We start from the raw sequence: 20,192 nt of genomic DNA, 5'->3' as shown, positions 1-20,192 counted from the left end.
TCTGTCAGTCTTCAAGGCCACCCCAAGGCGGGTGGCCTTTTTATTTGCGTTAAGCGCTTTTCTAACGCACGTTGGGGAGAGCCTATTGGAGACCGTCTTGTGATTGCCAACCCTCTGCTGCAGGGTGCTTTGCTGATTCTGTTATCGGAATGGGCTCTGGTTGCCAGCGGGATCATTATTCGCCAGTTAAGTGACACTCTGCCGACAGAGGTGTTGGTGTTTTTGCGCAACAGCCTGGGGCTGCTCTGGTTGCTACCCTGGATCATTCGGCGAGGGCAGCGTGAATTGCGAACCTGCCGAATACACCTACACCTGTTACGTGCGCTGGTCGGCGTGACGGCAATGTCGTGCCTGTATTACTCCTGGGCCAATCTGTCCCTGGCGCAGGCGGCACTGCTGAAACAGACAGCACCATTCTTTATGCCGTTAATCGCCTTCCTCTGGCTTGGGGAGCGAATTAATGGGGCCGTGCGCTGGGCAATACTGATCGGTTTTCTTGGTGTGATGGTGATATTGCAGCCTGCATCAGGCGGTTTTGAAGCTGCAGTGCTGATTGGGCTTGCCGGTGCTGCTCTGGGGGCTACGGCCAAGGTATGTATTCGCGCCATGCGTACTACCGAGTCGCCACAGCGTATCGTGTTCTATTTTGCCTTGTTCGGTTCCCTGTTCGCGGCGATACCTGCTTGGCAGAACTGGGTGATGCCAATGGGAGTGGACTGGATCTGGTTGTTGGCGCTGGCGGCCGCTTCCACACTGGCGCAGCTGTTGTTGAGCAGGGCTTATGGCCTGGTGGGGGCAGGTGTTTTAGGGCCCTTTACCTACGCATCCATTCCGTTTGCAGCTCTGGCCGGCTGGTGGTTGTGGGATGAAAGCCTTGGTTTGGCGACGCTTGCCGGGATGGCGTTGGTGATGCTGGGTGGCTTACTGGCGCTGAAAGCAAAAGGGTAGGGTATTTCTCAAAGCTGCACATGGAGAAACAAAAAAACCCGGGCAAGGCCCGGGTTTTTCATGTGTCAGCCTGGCTGATTACTTCTTGAAGCTGTCGATGATCTGGTTGAAGGTCGCGCTCGGGCGCATTACCTTGGCAACGGTATCCAGGCTGGCGTGGTAGTAACCATCCAGCTCAGCCGGTTTGCCCTGGGCTTCGTTGAACTCTTCAATGATCTTCTGCTCGTTTGCAGCCAGTGCTTCAGCCAGCGGCTTGAATTCAGCTGCCAGTTCGGCATCTTCAGTCTGAGCTGCCAGTTCCTGTGCCCAGTACAGAGCCAGATAGCAGTGGCTGCCACGGTTATCCAGCTCACCAACCTTACGGGACGGAGACTTGCCGTTTTCCAGCAGGGTTTCGGTTGCCTTGTCCAGAGCGTTAGCCAGTACGCGAGCACGCGGATTGTTTTCCTTGATGCCCAGTTCGTCCAGAGAAACGCCCAGAGCCAGGAATTCACCCAGAGAGTCCCAGCGCAGGTGGTTTTCCTGCTCAACCTGCTGAACGTGCTTGGGTGCGGAACCGCCAGCACCTGTTTCGTACATGCCGCCACCGGCCAGCATCGGAACGATAGACAGCATCTTGGCAGATGTACCCAGCTCCATGATCGGGAACAGGTCGGTCAGGTAGTCACGCAGGACGTTACCGGTTACGGAAATGGTGTCCTGACCACGGATCATGCGCTCCATGGAGAAGCGGATCGCTTCGTTGTAGGACATGATGTGGATTTCCAGACCTTCGGTATCGTGCTCTTTCAGGTACTCTTTGACCTTCTTGGTCAGTTCCAGGTCGTGCGCACGTTCCTGGTCCAGCCAGAAGACAGCCGGAGTATTGGACTGACGAGAGCGGGTAACGGCCAGCTTGACCCAGTCACGGATAGCCGCGTCCTTGGTCTGGCAAGCGCGCCAGATGTCGCCTTTCTCAACATCGTGCTGCATCAGAACGTTACCGTTGGCGTCAACAACGCGCATGGTGCCGTCTTCTTCGATTTCGAAGGTCTTGTCGTGAGAACCGTACTCTTCGGCTTTCATCGCCATCAGGCCAACGTTCGGTACGGTACCCATGGTAGTCGGGTCGAATGCACCGTTGGTTTTACAGAAGTTGATCACTTCCTGATAGATACGCGCGTAAGTAGACTCAGGCATCACCGCCTTGGTGTCCTTGGTCTTGCCGTCGCGGCCCCACATTTTGCCGGAGCTGCGGATCATGGCCGGCATGGAGGCGTCTACGATTACATCGCTCGGTACGTGAAGGTTGGTGATGCCTTTAACGGAATCAACCATCGCCATTTCCGGACGGTGTTCGTAGCAGGCGTGGATCGCTTCTTCGATCTCATCCTGCTTGGACTGAGGCAGTGTTTTGATTTTTTCCAGAACACTGTTCATGCCGTTGTTCGGGTTAACGCCCAGTTCGTCGAACAGGTCGCCGTATTTCTCGAATACTTCACGGTAGAAAACACGTACCGCGTGGCCGAATACGATCGGGTGAGACACCTTCATCATGGTGGCTTTCACGTGCAGAGACCACATGACGCCAGTTTCTTTACAGTCCTGCAGGGTGCCTTCGAAGAATTCGTCCAGTGCCTTGGCGCTCATGAACATGCTGTCCAGTACTTCACCTTTTTCCAGGCTCAGCTCTTTCTTGACAACAGTTTCACCACCCTTGGGGGTGAATTCGATGCGCACGTCGCCAGCGTCAGCCATGGTGATGGACTGTTCGCTGGAGAAGAAGTCACCGCCGCGCATGTAGTCGGCGTGGGAGCGGGATGCCTTACTCCACTCACCCATGGAGTGCGGGAATTTGCGAGCAAAGGCTTTAACGGCAGCCGGAGCGCGACGGTCAGAGTTACCCTGACGCAGAACCGGGTTTACTGCACTGCCCAGAATCTTGGAGTAACGTGCGTTAGCTTCTTTCTGCTCATCGGTCTGCGGGTTGTCAGCGAACTCGGGAATATCATAACCCTGACTCTGCAGCTCCTTGATGGCAGCGCGCAGCTGAGGAACAGAAGCACTGATGTTTGGCAGCTTGATGATGTTTGCGTGCGGGTCTTTGGTCAGCTCGCCCAGGGCTGCCAGACCGTCTTCAACGCGCTGCTCTTCGGTCAGTCGCTCGGGGAAGGCTGACAGAATACGGCCAGCCAGAGAGATATCGCTCAGATCAACTTCGATATCGGCGGTAGATGCGAAGGTGCGAATGATCGGCAGCAGCGAAGAGGTCGCAAGAGCCGGTGCTTCATCAGTGAGGGTGTAGATGATTTTTGATTTTGTAGGCATGTTTTTCCCCGAAATGATTTATGGCTGGATTGCCAAAGGCTCGTTTGGGTGATGGATAACCACCCTGCGCTGTCCAGAGAGCCTGGCGCTTGTAAATCGGCTACAAATTATAAAGCCTGAAGGGTCGATTTCATACCCGAAGAGTATCGACTTAGGGCTAACTATAGCCATCGAATGCTGCATTCGTGTTGTAGTAAAACAAAATTCATACAGCGAAAGGGAGAGGGAAGGGCGCTTCGAATGAAACGCCCTGAAAGGCCTTAGCCCTGTTCCGGCTCGTAGCCGAGGTTGGGTGCCAGCCAGCGTTCAGCTTCGTCCATACTCATGCCTTTACGCTTGGCATAGCTTTCCACCTGATCTTCACTGATCTTGGCGACACCGAAGTAGCGAGATTCCGGATGGCTGAAGTACCAGCCGCTGACCGCTGCTGTCGGCAGCATCGCAAAGCTGTCTGTCAGGGTCATGCCGGCATTGTGATCGACATCCAGCAGCTCCCACAACAAAGCTTTCTCGGTGTGGTCCGGGCAGGCGGGGTAACCCGGAGCCGGGCGAATGCCCTGATACTGCTCGCGGATCAGTGCTTCATTGTCCAGGTTTTCATCTGAGGCGTAGCCCCAGAATTCGGTGCGAACGCGCTGGTGCAGGCGCTCGGCAAAGGCTTCTGCCAAACGGTCGGCCAGGGCCTTGATCATGATGCTGTTATAGTCATCGTGATCGGCTTCATACTGCTCAACCCATTTGTCGATGCCGATACCCGCTGTTACGGCAAAAGCACCTACATAATCCTGAACGCCTGTTTCCTTGGGTGCTACATAGTCGCTCAGGCAATGGTTGTAGCGACCTTCTACCTTTTGTGTCTGCTGACGCAGGTGGTGCACCTTCATGCGGACCTGGTCACGGTTGTCATCGGTATAGATCTCGATGTCGTCATGACCAACGCTGTTGGCCGGGAACAGACCAAACACACCACGGGCACGCAGTTTCTTGTTGTCGATGATATCGCGCAGCATCAGTTTGGCATCTTCGTAAAGCTTGCGTGCCTCTGTGCCAACGACTTCATCATCCAGAATACGCGGGAAGCGGCCTGCCAGTTCCCATGACTGGAAGAAGGGCGTCCAGTCGATGCACTGGCTCAGTTCTTCCAGGTCATAATCTTCAAATACATGCAGGCCTGGTTGAACAGGTACCGGTGCCTGATAGCCCTCCCACTCAATGGGCTGGCAGTTGGCGCGAGCGGCTTCCAGTGTGACACGGCGTTGGTCATGCTGACGTGCAGCATGGCGTTCACGTACCGCCTGATAATCTTCCTTTATCTCCTTGATAAAGCTTTCTTTTTTGGTTTTAGAAAGCAGGGAAGAGGCAACGCCAACCGAGCGGGATGCGTTGGTGACATGCACTACCTGGTTGTTCTTGTAATTAGGCTCAATCTTGACCGCTGTGTGCGCCTTGGATGTGGTTGCGCCACCAATCAACAGCGGGATATGGAAATCCTGACGTTGCATCTCCTTGGCGACGTGAACCATTTCGTCCAGGGATGGAGTGATCAGGCCAGACAGACCAATGATGTCGGCATTCTCTTCACGGGCCGTCTGCAGGATCTTCTCGGCCGGTACCATAACGCCCAGATCCACAATCTCGAAGTTGTTACACTGCAGAACCACGCCGACGATATTCTTGCCGATATCGTGTACGTCGCCCTTAACGGTGGCCATGATCACCTTGCCGGCGGAGCTGCTTTCGCTGCCCGCTTTTTCCTCTTCAATGAAGGGCATCAGGTAGGCGACGGCCTTCTTCATGACGCGTGCTGACTTCACCACTTGGGGCAGGAACATCTTACCGGCACCGAAGAGGTCGCCGACAATGCCCATGCCGTCCATCAAGGGGCCTTCAATGACCTGCAGCGGACGTTCGTAGTTGTGGCGGCACTCTTCCACGTCTTCATCGACGTAGTCGGCAATACCTTTCACCAGTGCGTGCGCAAGGCGCTTGTTAACGTCCCAGGTACGCCATTCCAGATCCTGCTTGACGGAGGATTCAGACGCGCCGCCACGGTATTTCTCGGCCAGTTCCAGCATGCGTTCGGTGCCGTCTTCACGACGGTTCAGGACGATATCTTCTACATGCTCACGCAGTTCTCCAGGCAGGTCGTCATAGATCGCCAGCTGACCGGCGTTGACGATGCCCATGTCCATGCCTTTCTGAATTGCATGGTAGAGGAACACGCAGTGAATCGCTTCACGCACCTTGTCGTTGCCACGGAAGGAGAAGGATACGTTGGACACACCGCCGGATACCTTGGCGTAGGGCAGGTGCTGCTTGATCCAGCCAGTGGCATTGATGAAGTCGTTGGCGTAGTTGTCGTGCTCCTCAATACCTGTTGCGATGGCAAAGATGTTGGGGTCGAAAATGATGTCTTCCGGCGGGAAACCTACCTTGTCGACCAGCACACGATAGGAGCGCTCACAGATCTCGATTTTGCGCTCGTAGGTATCGGCCTGACCGGATTCGTCAAACGCCATGACAACAACGGCAGCACCGTAATAACGAATTTTGCGTGCCTGGGCGATGAAGTTGTCTTCACCTTCCTTCAATGAAATGGAGTTGACCACGCCCTTGCCCTGGATGCGCTTGAGGCCTTCCTCCATTACATGCCATTTGGAGGAGTCGAGCATGATCGGCACACGTGAGATGTCTGGCTCGGAAGCAATCAGATTAAGGAAGCGGTTCATGGCCGCTTCCGCATCAAGCATGCCTTCGTCCATATTGATATCGATGATCTGGGCGCCGTTTTCCACCTGCTGGCGTGCTACTTCCAGCGCGGTTTCGTAGTCGCCTTCCTTGATCAGGCGGCGGAAGCGTGCCGAGCCGGTGACGTTGGTACGCTCACCCACGTTCACAAACAGAGTCTCGGCACCAATGTTCATCGGCTCCAGGCCTGACAGGCGGCACTCCACCGAAATCTCGGGCAGCGGGCGCGGGGCCTGATCCAGCAGGGCTTCACGGATTACGCGGATATGCTCAGGCGTCGTACCACAGCAACCACCGACAATGTTAACGAAGCCGGACTGGGCCCATTCGCGAATCTCTTCGGCCATCTGTTCCGGCGTTTCATCATAACCGCCAAACGCGTTGGGCAGGCCGGCGTTGGGGTGGACGGATACATAGGTATCGGCGACACGGGAAAGCTCTTCCACGTATTGGCGCAGCTCTTTCGGACCCAGTGCACAGTTAAGACCAATGCTGATGGGGCGCGCGTGGCGTACCGAGTTCCAGAAGGCTTCAGTTGTCTGGCCTGAAAGAGTACGGCCGGATGCATCGGTAATAGTGCCGGAGATCATCACAGGCAGGCGCAGGTCATGCTTCTCGAAGTAATTTTCAATCGCGTAGATGGCAGCCTTGGCGTTCAGAGTATCGAAGATAGTCTCGATCAGAAGGATATCGACACCACCTTCAATCAGGCCATCGATAGACTCGGTATAGGCTTCAAACAGCTCATCGAAGGTAACGTTACGAAAGCCCGGATCATTCACGTCCGGTGAAATGGAGGCAGTACGGTTGGTTGGGCCGAGCACGCCGGCAACATAGCGGGGGCGGTCCGGCGTCTGCGCGCTCACCTGGTCAGCCGCTTCGCGTGCCAAGCGCGCCGCTTCCACGTTGATTTCGCGGGTCAGGGCCTCCATTTCGTAATCGGCCATTGCGATACGGGTGGCATTGAAGGTGTTCGTTTCAATAATGTCGGCGCCACCTTCAAGGTAGGCAACATGCAGCTCACGGATCATGTCGGGCTGGGTCAGCACCAGCATGTCGTTGTTGCCTTTTACGTCCAGGTGCCAATCGGCGAATCGGTCACCACGAAAATCCGCCTCGGACAGCTGGCGCTCCTGGATCATGGTGCCCATGCCGCCATCGAGCATCAGGATGCGTTGGTTCAGAGAGTGGCTGAGTTGCGCATGCAGAGAGTTGTCTTTCACGTGTACTTCCATTGCAGTGACCGATTGAAGGACGACATTGTAGTCCAAACGGCCGTCTCTTTGGCTGAGGGGAAGTCATAGTCTATTGAAAATATTTGAAGATTGCTGCGTTGCAGAAATTTTACGTATATTCATCTTATCTTTTGGAATTATCGTGATAGAATGCACGCACTTTTCAGATCGCTTCTCTGGACCGTTTCGTTGTCCACTTCTACTAATGGTGTATGTCCCTCTCTTATGCGAGCAGGGGAACTGTGCTTATTGGGTGAAGGGGTAACCGCGAGAAAGACAAGTCATCCAAGGATGGCGGAAGCGGTAAAATGAAATACCGGCTGGCCGGTACTAAAAAGAGAAGACGCAGGTTTTCAGTATGCTGCAGACATTCTTGAAGGCAAAACTGCATCGAGTAACCGTTACTCATGCAGAGCTTCACTACGAAGGTTCATGTGCCATTGATGGTGATCTGCTGGAGAAATCCGGCATTCGTGAATATGAGATGATTCACATCTACAACATCAATAACGGCGAGCGCTTCACCACTTACGCAATCAAGGCCGAAAATGGCAGTGGCGTAATCTCCGTGAATGGCGCAGCCGCTCACAAGGCACAGAAGGGCGATCTGCTGATCATCTGTTCCTACGTCCAGCTGGACGAACAGGAAGCGGATAATTACCAGCCGACTCTTTGCTACTTCGAAAATGCCAAATCCGATAACGGTGTTGGCATCTCTGATGATGAGCTGCGCAACCGCAACACGCTGACTGGAATGAAATCCGCAATTCCGGTTCAGACCAGCGACATGTAACCACTTCATCAGTGGTCCGAAACCCGCCCGGTATCGCCGTGCGGGTTTTTTTGTGCCTGAATTTCGGGGTGTGCTCGGATATTCCCTGATTTATGTGCCCTAGTGTCGACACCTTGATTTTGATCAAGAGTGGCGATGTAAGACCAAAGTGTAAAAAGTGCGTCCAAATCAGCGTTTTAATACTGAAACACAGTGTTTTACGATCATTTTACGCCTTTTGTCTTAGTTCGTTGCAGGCAAACTTTCGTTAGAGTGCAGTCCTAAAGACACAAAGTGTCAACAATAAATGAGTATGCGGCACAAAACCGAGAGTTAGAGGACGTTGTCATGAGCTACCACGCCGAGTACACACGGTCTATTGAAGCACCTGAAGAATTCTGGGCTGAAAAAGCAGCAGAGCTTGCCTGGTTCAAGCAGCCGGAAAAGATCCTGTCCAAAGATGAAAATGGCATTGACCGCTGGTTTGCCGACGGTGAAATGAACACGGCATACATGGCTTTGGATTACCATGTTGAAAACGGCCGTGGTGATCAGCCGGCTGTTATTTATGATTCGCCGGTTGCCGGCACCAAGCGTGTATACACCTATCGTGAAATGCGTGACCAGGTAGCGGCATTTGCCGGTGTGCTCAAGGCTCAGGGCGTTGAAAAGGGTGATCGTGTCGTTATCTATATGCCGATGGTGCCTGAAGCACTGATTGCCATGTATGCGGTAGCACGCCTGGGCGCCATCCACTCGGTCGTGTTTGGCGGTTTTGCACCGCACGAGTTGGCTGTGCGTATTGAAGATGCCGAGCCTAAAGTGATAGTAACGGCTTCCTGCGGCATTGAAGTGTCCAAAGTGCTGGAATACAAGCCGATGCTGGATGCAGCCATCGAACAGTCTGCGCACAAGCCGGATGCCTGTGTCATTCTGCAGCGCCCACAGGCCAAGGCTGAACTGATTCCGGGTCGTGACCTGGATTGGGAAACAGCGATTGCCAGTGCTGAGCCGGCTGACTGTGTACCGGTGAAAGGTACAGACCCGCTCTATATTCTGTACACCTCCGGCACCACCGGTAAGCCGAAAGGGGTTGTTCGTGATAATGGCGGACATGCAACCGCCATGAACTACTCCATGAAGGCGATCTACAATATTGAGCCCGGTGATGTATTCCTGGCAGCCTCGGATGTGGGCTGGGTGGTCGGCCACTCCTATATTGTCTACGCGCCGCTGCTGGCGGGGGCAACCACCATTGTCTACGAAGGCAAGCCGGTTCGTACACCTGATGCCGGTGCCTTCTGGCGTTTGTGTGAAGAGTACAAGATCAAGGCGCTGTTCGCTGCGCCCACTGCTTTCCGTGCGATCAAGAAGGAAGACCCGGAAGGTGCCCAGATCGGCAACTATGATCTTTCCAATCTGGAGATCATTTTTATGGCCGGTGAGCGTCTGGACCCGCCGACCTACCACTGGACGGTCGAGAAAACCGGTAAGCCGGTAATCGATCACTGGTGGCAGACCGAAACAGGCTGGGCTATCTGCGGTAACCTGATGGGCGTTGAAGCCAAAGAGCCCAAGCCGGGTTCCGCGACTCTACCGGTACCAGGCTTTAATGTTCAGATTCTGGATCCGGAAGGGAATGAAATGCCGGCCGGTGAGCAGGGCGCTATTGCCGTGAAACTGCCGCTGCCACCGAGCTGCCTGCCGACCATCTGGAACAACCATGAGCGTTTTGCTGCTGGCTATCTTGCTGACTTCCCGGGCTACTACACCTCGGGTGATGGCGGCTACAAGGATGAAGATGGTTATGTCTTCATCATGGGTCGTACCGATGATGTGATCAACGTGGCTGGTCACCGTCTTTCTACCGGTGAGATGGAAGAAATTGTCGCAGACCATCCTGCGGTTGCCGAGTGTGCCGTTATCGGTATCAATGACAGCCTCAAAGGCCAGGTGCCGATCGGCCTGGTGCTGTTGAAGGACGGTGTCGATATCGACGAAGAAGAACTGGAGAAAGAGCTGGTTGCCATGGTGCGCAAGGATATCGGGCCCATTGCCTGCTTCAATCGCGCTCTGGTGGTACAGCGCCTGCCTAAGACCCGTTCCGGCAAGATTCTGCGCAAGCTGATGCGCCAGATTGCTGATGGTCAGGAGTACAAGGTGCCGTCAACCATCGATGATCCGTCCAGTCTGTCTGAAATCGAGGAGTTGATGGATCAGCGTGGCCTGGTCGCCAGTAGCTGAACCTGAAAACGCTTTGAAACTGCGGCTACGAATATGTAGCCGCAGTTCTATTTCCTGCCTTATAAGCTCTGTTTGGGCTTTATTTCCCTGCTGATCGCGTTAAACTTGAATTTTTAATGCAGCTTAACCTTGCAGGGCCGCTCCTATCAGTTTCCGCACCCTCGTTATACTGGCAAGTCTGTTATTGGCCATTGTCTTTCTTGGTATCTCGCTGTCCGAGCGAAACCAGGAAAAGCAGGCCTTCAAGCAGCAGTTGCAAAACAATGCTGACATCATTCGACGCAGCTTCAGCGTGGCTTTCAAGGAACAGGAAAGCCAGATGCTGTTGCTAGCCTCATTTGTAGCTGCGGATCCGGAAATCCAGGAACTGTTCAAATACGGTACGCAGATGGTGCGAGTGGAAGGCGGTGCCAAGGGCGCTGATGAATCCAGTCGCTTGCGTCAGGCGTTACTGGAAGAGGTCGAGGCCTCCTGGAAACAGATGCAGCGTGATTACAACCTGCGTCAGCTGCACTTTCATTTGCCGCCCGCCACCTCTTTTTTGCGTGTGCATCAGCCTGGCAAATACGGCGACGACCTGAGTGATATACGCCAGATCATCGTAGACAGTAACCGTCTGCAAGAGCCGCTGTCCGGTTTTGAGATCGGTCGTGTCTATTCCGGCATTCGCGGCATTGTGCCGGTCTGGTATACCCGCCAGGATGGCAGTAAAGAACACATAGGCTCCCTGGAAGCGGGTACTTCTGTCGACTCCTTATTGAGTAACCTGGCCGAATTTGTCGATGGGGATCTGGCTGTGCTTTTGAACCGCACCAATATTGATGGTGCCGTTTGGAGCGAGTATCGCACCAGGGCTATGGAGGCCTGTGACTGTTATATCGAAGGTCAGACCGATACAAAGCTGGAAGGCTGGCTTAAATCCGGTTCTATCCAGTATCCGGCTGTCACTGATATGAAAACCTCCGTTACGACACTTACCCAGGAGCAAGCGACCTACGCGCTGGTCAGCTTCCCTCTCTATGACTACCAGGGTGTCAGCAAGGGGCCGGTAGGGCGGGTGGTTACCTGGCAGGACATCACGCCCGCCTGGCAAAAGCACCAGCAGGGTATAGGTCAGCTTGAATTGATGCTGGTGGGCAGTTATGTGCTGGTGCAATTGCTGCTGTTGTTTCTATTGCTGCGGTTAAGAACCCTTATGCAGGGCCGAATTGATCAGGCGACTTCAGCTGCCAAGAGCGCGAATGCGCAGCTGATGTCGGTGCTCAAGGATTCGCCGGTTGTAACCTATAGCCTGGAAATGCCCGCTAATACCCTGAGTTATATTTCCCCGAATTGCCTGGAGCTCACCGGCTACTGTGATCGCGATATTCTGGATACACCCGACTGGTGGCTGGAGCATACGCACCCTCTGGACCAGCACCGGCTGGTAGCAGATGTGTCTCCAGAGCCGGATTCAACCCGTCGACTGAGATACCGTTTAAGGCACAAGTCAGGAAGCTGGCTGTGGCTGGAAGATCGGAGCCGTCTGGTCGCCCTGGATGATGGCAGTAAGGTGCTGCACGGTGCATTGGTTGATATCAGTGCTCAGCAGCATGCCGAATCAGCACTGGCGAGCAGTGAGCGTACCCTTCGGCGAGCGCAGACTATTGGGCATGTTGGCAGCTGGGAGTATCAGTTTGCCGATCGCATCATGACTCTGTCAGATGAGGCTTGTCATATCCTGGGGCTTGGTCAATCCAGTGATGCCGATTATGCGACCTTTATCAGTCGTGTTCATCCGGAGGATCGCGCGCAGGTCGAAAATGCCTGGCATGAAGCGGTTCAGGGCGGTGATTATGATCTTGAACATCGTATTGTAGTGAATGGTGAAGAACGTTGGGTGCGCTCCATTGCCGATTTTCAACATGATGACAGTGGTATTCTGCTGGCTACAGGCATGGTGCAGGACATAACGCGGCAAAAAAACCGTGAACAGGAACTGCATAAGCTGGCAACGCGAGACATGTTGACAGGTTTGGCCAATCGACGTCACTTCATGCAGCGAATGGCGCAGGAGCAGGCTCGAACACAGCGATTTGGCAGTCCTTGTGGCCTGCTGATGATCGATCTTGATCACTTCAAGCAGGTGAATGATCGTTTTGGTCATGCCGCCGGTGATGAGGCGCTGAAGCTATTTGCCCGGGTTTCCAGTGCCCAGCTGCGCAATATTGATATTCTTGGCCGTATCGGTGGCGAAGAGTTTGCATTATTGCTGCCAGGCACTGATATGGACGGAGCATTCATTCTGGCCGAGCGTTTGCGGCAGGCAGTAGAATGTGCCCGTATTGAGCAATACCCGGATCTCAAGCTAACCGCCAGTATAGGTGTAAGCGTACTTACACTGGATGACAGCAGCAGTGATGCGCCCTTGCTCCGGGCCGACAGGGCGGTGTATCAGGCCAAGAATACCGGGCGCAATCGTGTCGTTCGTTCCGATCAGTCTCAGGACTGATTTGCTAGATACCAGCGTGTACCCAGCGTACCGACCGCAAAGGCAGCAACGACAGTCAAAATGTCCGTGTTGGCGAAACTCAACGAACTCAGCATTGGGCCCGGGCAGTAGCCTGCCAATCCCCAGCCTATTCCGAAAATAACGCCGCCTATAACGATTCGCGCATCGATTTGTGTTTTGTTGGGTAGACGAAAATATTCGCCCAGCAACGGGTGTTTTCGCTTGAGAATAATAGGAGTTATCAGGGCGTTAACAAGCAAACCGCCTGCCATGACGAATGCCAGTGATGGATCCCAATTGCCGGTAAAGTCGAGAAAGTTGATTACCTTGGCAGGATCGATCATTTGCGCGACTGAAAGGCCAAGCCCGAATAGCGTACCGGCGAACAGTGCGGCCAGGAGTCGAAGAGCAGGGGACATGTTAAGCGGCTCCCATCAGGTGGCGTGTAATGTATACGGTAACAATGGCACTCCCCATGAAACACAGGGTTGCAACCAGTGAGCGTGGGCTGCGTCTGGCGAGACCGCAAATACCATGACCGCTGGTGCAACCGGTGCCGACCTGGGTGCCGATACCTACCAGCAGGCCGCCAACAATCAGCATCGGGGTGCTGACAATGGCTTCAATATGTTCCACCCCGGCACCGAATCCACTTGCCTGATAGATAAAGCCACCCAGCACAAGCCCGATAAGGAATACCAGTCGCCAGCCAATATCCTCTTTGGATTCTGGATAAATAATGCCGCCAGCGATGCCAGAGATTCCTGCCACGCGTCCTTTGGCCAGCAAAAGGAAAGCAGCCGCCAGACCAATGAGAGCACCGCCCAGAAGAGCTGGCCCGGGGGTGAAATTGATAATCGTCATATACGATCCTTTAAATTAGTTATTGCTTATATAGTAGTGATTTCATTGGATCGATTCAACTAAGCCGCAGATGGAAATGGCTATGTGTAGCGGAAATTTGCTAATGTTAAACATTATATAATGTTATTAAGTAGCTGTATTATGGAAGAAATCCCTTTGGCTCTGCCGCTTTTTGATGCAGTTGAGCACCTCGAAGACGGCAATGCTCTGGTGAATGAATATCTGGCCAGGCTCACAGTCAATCGTATCCAGGATGCAGCGTTGGTCTATGAGTATTCCGTGGACTGGCTACTGGAGCAGCGCGCCAGTGAGAACAATTTCAAAACATACCGCTCGGAACTGACGACCTTTCTCTACTGGTGCTTCGAGGTTGAACAGGAGAGCCCGTTGGATACAACGCGCCGAAGCCTGTTCCGTTATGTGGAATTTTGCCGTCAACCGCCCAATGCGCTGATTGCTTACTTTAATACCGCCCAATTCAAAACCCACAAGGAAACCGGTGAGCGATACCCCAATGGAAACTGGCGGCCTTTCCTGGGACGCAAAGAGTCGGGCGAGGTAGTTCCATATCGACTCAGTGAGCAGGCATTGCGGACAAAACTGGCAATTCTGTCCGCGTATTACAGCTACCTCATTGATGAAGAGCTGACAGAGCGAAACCCTGCACGGCAAATCCTAAAAAGTGGCGTGTTCAAGGCTGGCAGCCAGTTTCAGGCCAGTGGCGAGGATAATGAAAGTATCAAGGCCTTCAGTGAGCTGCAGTGGTCTTATGTTATGGCAACCGCACGCGAGCTTGCTCGAGAGGAGCCTGAATTACACGAGCGAACCCTGTTCCTGGTCAGTCTTATGTACGGGTGTTATCTGCGCATTTCCGAAGTATCTGCAAGGCCCGGGTTTGCGCCCATCATGGGGCAATTCAGGCGAGATAGTCAGACAGGCATCTGGAGTTACCACATCCCTCGCAGCAAGGGTGGCAAGCAGCGTAGCGTGGCGGTTTCCAAAGCACTGCTGCAGGCACTCAAACGATACCGGCGCTACCTGGGTCTCACAGACCTGCCACCTCCGGGTGATGAAACGCCGTTGTTTGTCAGGCATAGGGCTGCAGGCCGTGGTCGAGATGCGGGAACCCAGAATGCCAATCTGGGGATTCGTCAGGTACGAGAACTGCTGGATGATCTGTTTTATCAAGCCGCTTCGGCAGCAGCCGATGACGGCTTTATAGAAGATGCAGCCGAAATCCGGCAGATGACAGCGCATAGCCTGCGGCACACGGGGATAACACACGATATCAACCTTAACAGGCGGCCGCTCTCGCATGTGCAAGCAGATGCCGGCCATGACAGTATCGATACGACTTCGCGCTATCTGCATACAGGCCGGATAGAGCGCCATGAGTCAGCAGCAGGTAAACAACTGGATCGGCTTGAGAATATTACGAAACCGGAATAGCTACACAGTTTGGCATGAGGAGCTACCCTGAAAAGGGATAAAAGGAGGGCTCTTCATGGTTGCCAGACTATTTGGAATACTCATCAGCTGTTGTGTTTGGGCATTGCCTGTTGCTGGCGCAAGCACCACTGATGCGGATGGTTCTGAGGCTACGCATCATATTTATGCTGTTTACTGGCGTGGCTGTGAAGAATCATGCCAAGGCTTTAAGGATTATCTGGCAGAACATTTGCCCAGTGTCAGGCTGACCATCAAAAATGCCCAGCGCCAGCCGCAACGGTTACCGCAACTGTTGGCAGAGGCCAAAAAGCTGAAACCCGAACTGATTTTGTCCTGGGGAACGAGCGTAACGCTGGCATTTGCGGGACGTATGGGGGAGCGCGATAACAAAAATTACAATCGAGAGATTCCACAAATATTCACCATAGTTGCCGATCCTGTCGGAGCCGGTATTGTCGAAAGCCTGGAATACTCGGGCCGTAAAAACCTGACAGGTACACTTAATCGAGTGCCTGAGAAGGTCAACATCAATGCCATGCGCGCATATTTGCCGACTCTGAAGCGATTGGGGCTGATTTACAATCAGGATGAACCAAACTCTGTACTTAAAAAGGAAGAGTTGGCCATCTTAGCGCCCAGAATGGGTTTGGAATTAGTAGCGCTGCCATTGGCTCAGGATGTCGAGGGTAAGCCAATCTCCAGTGATATTGCTCCGAAAGTGGCCATGCTGAAATCGCAAGGTGTGGAGTTCCTGTATCTAGGCTCCAGCTCCTTTTTGGATGCGCACCGGGATACTCTGGCGGACGCAGCAATTGCGAATCAGATGCCGTTGTTTAGCCCTTATGAGCGGCTGGTAAGAGAGTCTGGTGCTCTATTGTCTGTTGCTGCCAGGTATTATGAAGTCGGTCGGCTGGCAGGCGAGCTTGCAGAGGAAATAATAATAGAAAAGCGCACGCCGGGTGATATTCCCATCGCGAGAGTGCAAAATTTTGCCTACGTAGTGAATATCGGCACGGCGAAAAAGCTTCAACTTTACCCATCCGTCGAGATGCTTCAGTTTGTTGAAACGGTTAATCATTGAGTGGTTGAGACACGCACTGTCTCTGCCAGATCGCGCATAAAGTCCCCGCCAGTGCGAGCCAAACACTCAGCACGGCAATACCGGTGTTATAACCATAGTGCTGAACCATAAAAGCAATGACGAGAAGTGCTAAGGCACTGCCAATACGTTCAATGGCCCTCAGGCTGCTCAGGATGGTATCACTGCCAAAGGCTTTTAGTTGAGAGTCAGACAGCTGCAGTGCCGTGGCGATAGTCGGGTCCCTCAATAGTGCCTGCCCCAGGCCAGCTACGATAACAGCCAATAGAAGGGTCCAGTAAGTCGGTGAGACGGACGCCATACCCAGAGCAAATGCTGAAATCAAAAGGCCTAGCGTTGCTTTTGTCCAATTGCTTATTTCGGGTAAGAGGCGAGGAGCAAGGGCGCTGGCAATCATGATAATCAGATAGTAGAGCATCATTACCCGGGCAATATCAGCTGCAGATGCACCAATAGAATGAAGCTGCAATGCCAACAGAAATGCTATGAAGCATTGTGTGAGTGCATTTGATGGTATCGCTGCACCCAAGACAAGAAGTCGATATTGCCTGTTGGATAAAGGACGCCAAATTTTGAGGCTGAACGGGTGCATAGATGCGCGGTGATGCTGGCGCGGAAGCATCAAAAAAACAAGCGCCCATGCCAGGAGTACCATAGCCGCGCCAATGGCAAATACATTGGATGCACCTATTCGATCAGCCAGGATGCCACCTACAGCAACACCTGTAAAAACTCCGCTGAACAGCGTGCTGGTAAACAGGGCAAGTGCCCGTGAACGCTGAGCAGGCTGGCTAACGTCAAGGGTATAGTCTTGACATGCCAGTGTAGAAAGCGCAAAACCGGCCCCGGTTAATGAGCGATAGAGCGTAAGCTCGACCGTAGTATCGGCGGTCCATAACCCGGCATAAAAAAGGGAGCAAAGCAGGCTGCTCCACATTAATGTGCGGCGGTGACCCATTCTGGCAATGACTGGCCTTACCAGGGGAGATATCAGTGTAATAGCAAGAAGGTAACCCACCAGAGGCAGGCTCTGAACCAGAGGGCCTTCAATCCAGTGGAAGCTATTGCTCAAGTTGGCGGTGTATACGGGCAAAAAAGAAACAGATAGAGCATCTGTGAATGCATACAGGAATAAAGGAAGGCGTACATCATTGAGGTACGCAAACTCGAGTACATTCGGTGCGCGAGGTTTAATTAACGAGCTTGAAGTCTCTCCCAACCGGGCTGTTCTCTCTGACAAAAAAGCGGCTGCTCGATCAATCTCACTATGTCTGAAGTGATTAAGGCGAACTGCAAAGTCACCTTTGGCCTGGCACTGACTCAGATACATAAGCCGGTTAAACGGTCCGGTTAACGTTGCGCTGAATGTCACGGCAAAAACGTGGAAAGCCACTAACAAAGCAGCAATTGTGAATACACCGAGGTCCAGCAGGATGTCCCGAAATTGAAGGGTGAAGTAATGCGGGTTGGGCTGAATAATGAGTTCCGCTATTTGTTGACCATCATGTCGAATGGGAAGGCCGGTAAAGCTGATATTTCCGAATGACCAGAATCCTGGCTCTGTTTGTGCGCCTGCAGAAACATTCAGAATATCCCCCCTGATGCCAAGGTAAGAAATCTCTGGAAAAGCTGCTAATAACTCATTGAAATAACTTGAGGCACCAACCAAATCCCGCAGTGGAACCCCTGAGTCTACTGCGCGCTGTATGTCTGTATTTACAAGCTTGCCGATCAACTGAAGGCGTTCCGCTTGCTCTGGTTCAAACGAGCTTTGGGTATGATGATGAGCATAGGCACCAAAGCTCATAATGGCCGAAACCAGAATAAGTGCTGCCCAGGGGGTCAGGTATCTGCTCATCGAATACGCAAGGGAATTATTGGGCGACGGCATGATTAATGTTGAGCGGGTACTGGTACCGTCCTCAGGTGTTTGTTGCTCATATTGCAGTCGGCGGAAACAGGATTCAGCCTCAGCAAGGTTGTTATGAAGCTCATATACCGCATCGGTAAAAAAGCCATAAGAAGCAATGGTAGGCGGAGCAGGGCGGGGGAGCTTTGACTGGGTGGATGCGTAAGAGCGTAAAAGCTTGATTATTTCTCTGTATCCACGACGCGCATCTCTCAATGTATAAAAAAGAACCAGCCAGGTTGCTGATGAAAAAATAACCAACATGACCAGGGCGCCAGAAATTAATTTGGTTACAAGGCTGTGACTGACATCATCAAAGTGTTCTTTGGCATACGCGACGATAACGATTCCTGCGACACTGCCATCAATGGCTTTTAGCTTAAGCCCGCTGGTTAACAACTTATCCGTTTCAGAATGCAGAGTTTGTTCATTACTGGCGCTGAGCTGCATTAGCCATTGGTCGTCAGGCAGCAAATTGGCATGCTGATCTGTCATAAAAACGATGTCGCCAGATGTGTCTGTAACCGATATTTGAAGTGGGCTCGAATCTTGACCACGGATACGATTAAGCATGTCATTGGCATTGCGGATGCTGGCAAGTGGAAGACCGATATCGAGTGCTTGCTGAAAGCTGTTTGCCGTGTTCTGTGCGATAACCGAAATGCGCTTATTGGTGAGCGATGCCAGGACAGCATCATGCTGAAGGCTGACCAAAACACCCAGGGTGCCAAGCATGAGAGCAAGGATGACAGTGACAGTAATCCAGCAGCGCCAAATGATCGACATGGTTCACACGTGTTGGTTTGAAAGTCTTAGTATAGGCCGGCTAAAAAGCTGCGCGCACCTGAGCAGTTGTCGCTCCAATGAATGGTAGATTCGCGAGGCCGAAGTTATTTGGTTTGGCTAATGATTGGGAACCGTAAAAACAGGTGCATTGAAGTCAGGCAGGCTGTGCTTACACAAATGCCGATAAATCAGGTTATCGGTACTAAGCAAAGGCTGGGGAAACTATCAGGATAACCTCCAAATCCTGCCCTGATACGCGCCATATTTAACTTCGTATAATGTATATTATGTTAAATTTACTATATTCAGAGTGACGTTGAACTGGTCTATCCGATGCTACTGAGGAACCTTTGAATTAATACCGCCTATGTTGGGCTCCGTCTGGGTTCTTGCTCTCTGGCTGCGGCCTGCTTGCCCACCTTCCTCAACATGTCCGTTTCCAGTGCCATCTGTAATTAGTGTTGAGATAGGTCTGAGTTATCGCGCTTTTTCTTTGCTGACCCACTGCTGGCTTATCAGTGGATTAAGGTCACTGGAATTGGTGCGGAGAGTCGCCAAGATTTGAGTTTCGTGGGCTGAGCGTCGTTCTGTGCAAGCTCCGTACGGTTTTGTGTGATTTGCTGCTCACCTGCATAGGTAAACTTTTTTGTTGGTTTGAGGTACATGGGCGCTGATAAGCACTCAGGGATCCTGTCCGCCTTTTGATTGTTCTTTCTATGTATTTCTGAGCCAGTATTTCGGATGTTTGTATGGGTCGTTTGTCCTGGTGCGGTTATCTTCATTTCAGATGCTCCAGGCAAGATGTCTGATGTTTTTGAGCTTCAGTCACGCTGGGTATCGGTATCCCGTGTCGCTCTGAGTGTTACCTTCAACCTAATGTAATTTTTCACTTAGATTACATAACGCTATGATCTAAAAAGCTTAGTTGTGTTAATTTTGGCGAGTCATCACGATACATGTTGCACTTGTGCCAGATAAATCTGACTTTCCTTCCAACAAGAGGTCTAATATTTATATTGGGCTTTTATCGAGGTGCGTGCCTATGCGTGAATCAGAGTCGACTTCTGTCGATTACACCGTTGATACCCTGCTGGAGGCGCAGCATTTGTGGGCTTCGATACCTGTGGGCTCGCTGGTTCAGCTGGAGGCAGATCTATATGAAGGTGATACCCAGTTGCTGACCAGGGGCAGGCTTTATGAGGTACTGGCGAAGACAGACGCCCTTCCCGGCCAGCAAATGTTTGTCGTGGAATCGGAGCTGACGCATCATCTGGTAGAGCTTTATCCGGGGCTGATCTGTAACTATCTGGACGACCAGGCACCCGTACATTACGCCTGAT

General features: G+C 52.6%; 12 protein-coding genes. 7 read left to right on the top strand and 5 right to left on the bottom strand.

Annotation, left to right across the window (positions count from 1 at the left end; genetic code table 11):
* Positions 1 to 99: 99 nt before the first annotated feature.
* Entirely contained in the window at positions 100 to 948 is an 849-nt protein-coding gene (locus tag O3C79_RS11590; RefSeq protein WP_494383223.1) for a DMT family transporter, read from the top strand.
* A 78-nt stretch (positions 949 to 1,026) separates the two neighbouring features.
* On the opposite strand, the gene O3C79_RS11585 is transcribed toward O3C79_RS11590, so the two are convergent.
* Together O3C79_RS11585 and metH are read right to left on the bottom strand one after the other, a co-directional pair.
* The gene (locus O3C79_RS11585; RefSeq protein ID WP_494383222.1) at positions 1,027 to 3,255 is read right to left on the bottom strand and encodes an NADP-dependent isocitrate dehydrogenase; all 2,229 of its coding nucleotides are present in this window, start codon (positions 3,253 to 3,255) and stop codon (positions 1,027 to 1,029) included.
* 260 nt (positions 3,256 to 3,515) lie between these two features.
* On the bottom strand, positions 3,516 to 7,238 hold the full coding sequence (metH, locus tag O3C79_RS11580) for a methionine synthase (protein ID WP_494383221.1): 3,723 nt from the start codon (positions 7,236 to 7,238) through the stop codon (positions 3,516 to 3,518).
* A gap of 358 nt (positions 7,239 to 7,596) precedes the next feature.
* Here metH and panD point away from each other — a divergent pair, with 358 nt between their 5' ends.
* From panD to O3C79_RS11565, 3 genes are all read left to right on the top strand, one after another.
* The gene (gene panD, locus O3C79_RS11575; protein WP_076462322.1) at positions 7,597 to 8,031 is read left to right on the top strand and encodes an aspartate 1-decarboxylase; all 435 of its coding nucleotides are present in this window, start codon (positions 7,597 to 7,599) and stop codon (positions 8,029 to 8,031) included.
* Positions 8,032 to 8,304: 273 nt separating this feature from the next.
* Complete coding sequence (locus O3C79_RS11570; protein ID WP_494383220.1) at positions 8,305 to 10,254, top strand: propionyl-CoA synthetase; 1,950 nt, start codon at positions 8,305 to 8,307, stop codon at positions 10,252 to 10,254.
* Between the two features lie 184 nt (positions 10,255 to 10,438).
* A complete protein-coding gene (locus tag O3C79_RS11565; RefSeq protein ID WP_494383219.1) occupies positions 10,439 to 12,745 on the top strand; it encodes a sensor domain-containing diguanylate cyclase in 2,307 nt (768 codons plus the stop codon).
* On the opposite strand, the gene O3C79_RS11560 is transcribed toward O3C79_RS11565, so the two are convergent.
* Complete coding sequence (locus tag O3C79_RS11560; RefSeq protein WP_494383218.1) at positions 12,736 to 13,164, bottom strand: DUF6691 family protein; 429 nt, start codon at positions 13,162 to 13,164, stop codon at positions 12,736 to 12,738. The two genes, O3C79_RS11565 and O3C79_RS11560, sit on opposite strands and share 10 nt — an antisense overlap.
* A gap of 1 nt (position 13,165) precedes the next feature.
* A complete protein-coding gene (locus tag O3C79_RS11555) occupies positions 13,166 to 13,609 on the bottom strand; it encodes a YeeE/YedE family protein (protein ID WP_494383217.1) in 444 nt (147 codons plus the stop codon).
* Positions 13,610 to 13,750: 141 nt separating this feature from the next.
* Here O3C79_RS11555 and O3C79_RS11550 point away from each other — a divergent pair, with 141 nt between their 5' ends.
* Complete coding sequence (locus O3C79_RS11550; protein ID WP_494383216.1) at positions 13,751 to 15,058, top strand: tyrosine-type recombinase/integrase; 1,308 nt, start codon at positions 13,751 to 13,753, stop codon at positions 15,056 to 15,058.
* A 55-nt stretch (positions 15,059 to 15,113) separates the two neighbouring features.
* On the top strand, positions 15,114 to 16,139 hold the full coding sequence (locus O3C79_RS11545; protein ID WP_494383215.1) for an ABC transporter substrate-binding protein: 1,026 nt from the start codon (positions 15,114 to 15,116) through the stop codon (positions 16,137 to 16,139).
* Here the strand turns inward: O3C79_RS11545 and O3C79_RS11540 are convergent.
* Positions 16,129 to 18,852, bottom strand: a complete 2,724-nt coding sequence (locus O3C79_RS11540) for an MFS transporter (RefSeq protein WP_494383214.1) — start codon at positions 18,850 to 18,852, stop codon at positions 16,129 to 16,131. The genes O3C79_RS11545 and O3C79_RS11540 overlap by 11 nt on opposite strands.
* A gap of 1,042 nt (positions 18,853 to 19,894) precedes the next feature.
* Between O3C79_RS11540 and O3C79_RS11535 the strand changes: the two genes are divergently transcribed.
* A complete protein-coding gene (locus O3C79_RS11535) occupies positions 19,895 to 20,191 on the top strand; it encodes a hypothetical protein (RefSeq protein WP_494383213.1) in 297 nt (98 codons plus the stop codon).
* Position 20,192: the final 1 nt, after the last annotated feature.

This window comes from Marinobacterium sp. NO-S09 (assembly GCF_059179545.1).
This window is presented reverse-complemented; position numbering and strand designations above follow the sequence as displayed.